General features: G+C 68.2%; 4 protein-coding genes and 2 pseudogenes. 1 reads left to right on the top strand and 5 read right to left on the bottom strand.

Annotated features, from left to right (window positions below; translation table 11 throughout):
• Positions 1-115: 115 nt before the first annotated feature.
• Positions 116-1,099 carry an LLM class F420-dependent oxidoreductase gene (locus tag GOAMI_RS18915; protein WP_006438191.1) on the bottom strand — a complete coding sequence of 328 codons (984 nt, stop codon included), beginning with the start codon at positions 1,097-1,099 and terminating at the stop codon, positions 116-118.
• A gap of 167 nt (positions 1,100-1,266) precedes the next feature.
• On the opposite strand from GOAMI_RS18915, the gene GOAMI_RS22375 reads away from it, so the two are divergent.
• On the top strand, positions 1,267-1,899 hold the full coding sequence (locus GOAMI_RS22375; RefSeq protein ID WP_006438190.1) for a histidine phosphatase family protein: 633 nt from the start codon (positions 1,267-1,269) through the stop codon (positions 1,897-1,899).
• Between the two features lie 33 nt (positions 1,900-1,932).
• Here the strand turns inward: GOAMI_RS22375 and GOAMI_RS18905 are convergent, their stop codons facing one another.
• The 4 genes and pseudogenes from GOAMI_RS18905 to GOAMI_RS23630 all read right to left on the bottom strand — a co-directional run.
• Positions 1,933-2,763, bottom strand: a complete 831-nt coding sequence (locus GOAMI_RS18905) for a TIGR03619 family F420-dependent LLM class oxidoreductase (RefSeq protein WP_006438189.1) — start codon at positions 2,761-2,763, stop codon at positions 1,933-1,935.
• Positions 2,764-2,793: 30 nt separating this feature from the next.
• Complete coding sequence (locus tag GOAMI_RS18900; protein WP_081598272.1) at positions 2,794-3,279, bottom strand: nuclear transport factor 2 family protein; 486 nt, start codon at positions 3,277-3,279, stop codon at positions 2,794-2,796.
• A gap of 220 nt (positions 3,280-3,499) precedes the next feature.
• A pseudogene (locus tag GOAMI_RS23970) lies at positions 3,500-4,348 on the bottom strand (Rv3169 family protein); the annotation flags it as partial.
• A gap of 150 nt (positions 4,349-4,498) precedes the next feature.
• A pseudogene (locus tag GOAMI_RS23630) lies at positions 4,499-5,027 on the bottom strand (transposase); the annotation flags it as partial.
• Positions 5,028-5,064 lie beyond the last annotated feature (37 nt).

Genomic DNA, 5,064 nt, shown 5'->3' with positions numbered 1-5,064 from the left:
CCCGCCCGCCATCACACCCACCGACCCGCTCAACCAGCATGGCGCGAGGTTTCGACGCGGTGGGTCGCTCCGCTCGCCACCGGCTCAACCAGCAATCCCGCTGCCTCAGATCCACTCAGCGCAGCGCGGGCACCACCTGCTGCTCGAAGAGTTCGAGATCCTCACGGTCGTGGGCGATGTTCGGGAAGTAGAAGATCCCGTAGGACATCCCGGCTTCCTCGAGCCCACGCAGGTTCTCCGCGACCTTGTCCGGCGTCCCGACCGCGGGCATCCCGCGGAACGCCCCCATGCTGCCCGACGCCGCGTCGGGTCCGACGATCTTCGCGAGCCGCGTCTCGAGGTCGGCGAGCTTGCGCTCCACGTCGGCGTCGGTCGCACCGAGCATGACGTTGTAGTTCGACGACCGGACGATCGAATCGAAGTCGCGTCCGAGGTCGGCGCAATGCTGTCGGAGCACCGACGATTTGTGGGCGAACCCTTCGGGGGTGCCGTCGAAGTTGGTGTAGTCGGCATAGTGCGCCGCGATCCGGAGCGTCTTCTTCTCTCCACCGCCGGCGATCCACAGCGGCAGCTTCCCGGCAGTCGGCTGCGGCCGGCAGATGGCGTCGTTGACGGTGTAGTGCTTGCCGTCGAGGGTCGCGCGGCCGGTCTCCCACGCCTGCTTCATGATCTGCACGCCCTCGTCGAGCCGGGCGAGTCGCTCTCCTGCCGAGGGAAATCCGTATCCGTAGGCGCGCCACTCGTGTTCGTACCAACCGCCGCCGATGCCCATCTGCACGCGCCCTCCGGAGATGAGGTCGGCGGTGGCGGCGACCTTCGCCAGGTACATGGGGTTGCGGTAGCTCATCGCGGTGCACATCTGTCCGATGTCGACGCGACCGGTGGTCGCGGCCAGCGCCGACACCAGCGTCCAGGCCTCGTGCGTGGCCTCGTCGGTCGGCAGCGGGACGGTGTGGAAGTGGTCGTAGACCCAGACCGAGTCCCAGCCGGCGGACTCGGCGCGGTTCGCCACCGACGACATGACCTCCCACTGGTTCGCCGGGTCGATACCCACGAGATCAAGCCGCCAGCCCTGGGGAATGAAGAGTCCGAATCGCATGATGTCCAACCTACGCACTGACCGCGGCACCGACACACCGCCGCGTCTGCCCGTCGCCACGATAGTCTGATACTGGATATTCCATCCATAGATGAGTTCGTCGACTCGCCGCCGGCTGCCACGACATCGCCGCTGGTCGATCCATCGACAATTCGGGAGAAGGACACATGACAGCAGGCGACCGGCCTGAATACGATACGAACATCCTGCACCAGGAGCGGTCCCGGCTTCGGCGGGAGATGCTGATCGACCGGCCGTGGACCGAGGTGATCCTGGTCCGCCATGCGCAGCAGTCCTTCGATCCCGATGATCTGGAAGCCGGCGGTGCGGCCGGGCCGGGGCTCTCCGCGATCGGGTCCAGGCAGGCGCGGCTGACCGGCGAACTCCTCGCGGACGAGCCGCTGACGGCCGTCTACTCGAGTCGGTTGACCCGCGCGGTGTCGACCGCGGACGCCGTCGCCGCCCTGGCCGCAGCACCTCTGACGACGCAGATCCGGAACGACCTGCGGGAGATCGAGATGCACGGCGAGCAAGCCGAAGACGGGGCGTCCGTGCGCGACCGGCTCCGCGGTGCACTCACTGCGATCGCCGAGGAGCATTCCGGGCAGACCGTCGCAGCGGTGAGCCACGGCGGTGCGATCAGCACGTTCCTCGCCTCCCTACTGGGGGTCGAACGGGACGTCTTCTTCTTCGCCGCTCACGCCTCGGTGACCCGGGTTCGCCACCACGACGGGGCATGGGCCGTGCAGTCCGTCAACGAGACCGGCCACCTTCGCAGCCACGATCTCATCAGTCACTGAGCGGTCGACGCGCCATCGGCGTCCGGCCTGCCGCTACTCGCTACGCGGCCGGATGTGCTCCCGCGCAAACCGCCGGAGACCGTCGATCGCCTCACCGGACCGGCTCCACGGCGCGACGATGACACGGTCGATCCCGCTCGCGGACCAGCCCTCGGCGTCGACCTCGCCCTGATGCGCGGCGACGGTGGTCTGCAGCGGCCGCGACCGGCCGGAATCCCGCTCTGCGGCACGCAGTCTGGCGAGCGGGGCGGCCACGGACGCCGGAGTGTGGTGCATACCGATCCACCCGTCACCCCGGGCCACGGCCCGCCGCAACGCCGGGGCCGACTCGCCGCCGATGTGCAGCGGCGGTCGCGGCTGCTGGACCGGCTTGGGCTCGAAGCCGACGCTCGGGAATTCGTGGTGCGCACCCTGGTAGGCGAAACTCTTCTGGGTCCAGAGGCCGTCGAGCACATCCAGGGTTTCGTCCAGCAGTTCGCCTCGCCGCGCGAAATCGACTCCGACGAGGTCCCATTCGGCCTCCGACCACCCGGCGCCGACGCCCAGTTCGACGCGACCTCCGGACACCACGTCCAGCGTCGCCACCGCGCGTGCCGCCACGAACGGATGACGCAGCGCGGGTTGGTACACGTAGGTGCCCAACCTCAGCGTGGTGGTGACCGCCGCCAGTGCAGCGAGGTGAACCATGACGTCGAAGATCGGCGAATGCGAGGAGATCGGGAGCTCGCCGTCGGGGTACTTCTCGCGATCCACCTCCTCGGGCAGCATGAGATGGTCCGACATCCAGATCGATTCGTACCCGGCGCGCTCGGCTTCGATCGCGACATCTCGCCACAACGCGGGGTGGACCCGGAGCAACGACACCCCGTACCGCGGACCGTCCGCCGTTCCGCCTCAGCCATGGACCTCACCGCGCACATCTCCGTCCGGGCCGACCTCGCCCTCGCGGGTGACCCGTCGGTACGAGAAGCGCCAGCCGCTGTCGGTGAGCGTGTATTCGTCGGTGTACCGGCCCCATTCCGCCAGCCCGAAGTGCCTGATCAGCGCCACATAGGCGGTACCGCGTGCGGTGCGCGGCCCCGTCATGTCGATGACATGGGTTGTCAGGTGGTGGAATACGCGGGCACTGACACCGGTGTCGCGGATCTCCGCCAGCCAGGCCGACTTCACGCCCTCGAAGAATCCCTGGATGTCCTCGTGCCCGGTGTACCTGCGTGGTGCGGCGTCGAGGTCGACGAACTCGAGGGTGCCGTCGGCGGTGAACAGTCGGGCTTCCTGTTCGGTGCGGCCGGTGTCGCCGTAGAGGTTGTAGCGGGCGGCGAGATCCCGGATCTCCTCGCGGGCGGCTGCTTCGTCCGGCTGCATCTTCACTTCTCCCATCAGCTGATCCCGCGATGCGGCAGCGAGCCGCGCGCCATGACCGTGCAGTATCCGGTGGTGGTGACACCGTCGACGACGATCTTCGCGAACTGTTCGCGGTGGCCGCTCGGGGTTGGATCACCGTCGAGCAGTACGGCTTCGGGTGGAACCAGCTCGTAGACTCGTGTTCGACGAGGTCGCCGCGCGGCACCCCGAGGCCGCGGCCGTCCCGGTAACCTCCGTCGTACCCGGTGCCGGCATAGGCCCACGGCTCCAGCAGCGGAGTGGCCACGATCTCGTGGCGGGCACCGGCATCGGTCTCCACCTCGATCCGCACCGACCGATAGGTTCTCGTCCCCGGCACGAACTCCGTTGTCACATCGGCGATCACGACAGTCGAGTGCCGGCCGTCGACGCCGATGACCTCGCCGTCGAGGTAGGTCACCGTGCCGCGCTGGTTCTCTCGTCTGGACACACAGACACAGAAGTCGGCGGTCGCCGCGTACAGCACCGTGTGCATCATCGGCGCCGAGCTACGGGCCGCCGGATCGGCCACCGAACGGTCGATACCGCCGACCCCCGGACGCACGCCCCACGAATGATCGCGCACCGCCCACCAGTCGTCGACGCTGATGCGGGCACCGTCGATCGACAGCCATCCGTCCCAGCGGCCGATCTGGTTGTAGCGGGTGATCTCCTGGGTGACCCGACCGGTACTCGCGTCGAGGTAATGCTCTTCGGTGTACGGGTCGAATCCGGAGGTGAACACCAGGTCGGCGGCCAGTGGGGTGCTGTCACCGGACCACGCGACCCGCACCGTGCGATACGGCTCGAGGATCTCCACCGCGAGGTCACCGACGGCGGACTGCGCGGTCGCGGTGGTCAGCGGCCGCGACCATCGCGAGTTGAACTGACGACCGCCGCGCTGGACCGCTCCGTACCCGTCGCAGACCCCGATGTTCTTGTACAGGGCCATGCCGGAGATGAACCCGGCGTCCCCGGCGGGATCGACGCCGGCAAACCAGTACCGGTCGTAGAACCGCGGGTCGGAGGTGCCGGCGAACCCGAACGGCCACGGCACCTGATGCATCAGGGTCTCGTCGAGCGGGTGCAGGGCGCGCGTGTTCACCGGTCCACCTCGAATGCCTTGTCCAGCGCGCCGAGCAGATAGCGGGGCGCGTAGTCCAATCCCAGAAGCGCGTCGAGCAGTGTGCGCGGCTCGTTGACCAGGCGGCCGAGCCCGCAACTCGACGTGGGCCACGAGCTTCGCTGTTTTTGGGCGCTTGGCGGCCTGCTGGGCTTTCCACTGCGCCACCAACGCCCGATACTCGAGCTTCCCGCTCCTGGTTGCGGCGTTGCGCCGTAGCTCTACGTGAGATCGTGGCCGGACTGCGCCCGATCCGCCGTGCGATCTCACGCACCCCACGATCCTGGGCGCGTAGCAGCGCGATCTCTTCCCGTTCGGCGAACGATAGATAGCGGCCCGAAGGCTCATCCAGACTCAGCGGCCTCATGCCGCCAGCGTGGCGGAACCAGCGTGTACCCACCGGCACCGACACACCGACAGCGATCGATGCCTGCGCCGTGCTCACCCCCGTCGCGACCACCCGCCAAAACTCACGTTGCACCTGCCGCGACGGCTCCGGCCGCCCCGGCGATCGCATCGCCGGCCGAAGTGCACGATCAGCACGCCACTGCCGACGAACACCTACCGCCACATCGCTGGTCTTCCAACTCCAGTCCGCCGTAGCCACCGCGAACACCTCCATGATCATGGTGTTGCGACGACCAGTTGAATCCGCCGGG

The organism is Gordonia amicalis NBRC 100051 = JCM 11271 (genome assembly GCF_000332995.1).
GTDB lineage: Bacteria > Actinomycetota > Actinomycetes > Mycobacteriales > Mycobacteriaceae > Gordonia > Gordonia amicalis.
Note: the sequence above shows the minus strand (reverse complement) of the source record. Positions and strands in the feature narration are given on the sequence as shown.

Excerpts from the sequence above, each read along its gene's own strand:
- GOAMI_RS18915 (WP_006438191.1), bottom strand. The coding sequence starts at position 1,099 with ATGCGATTCGGACTCTTCATTCCCCAGGGCTGGCGGCTTGATCTCGTG.
- GOAMI_RS22375 (WP_006438190.1), top strand. The coding sequence starts at position 1,267 with ATGACAGCAGGCGACCGGCCTGAATACGATACGAACATCCTGCACCAG.
- GOAMI_RS18900 (WP_081598272.1), bottom strand. The coding sequence starts at position 3,279 with ATGGGAGAAGTGAAGATGCAGCCGGACGAAGCAGCCGCCCGCGAGGAG.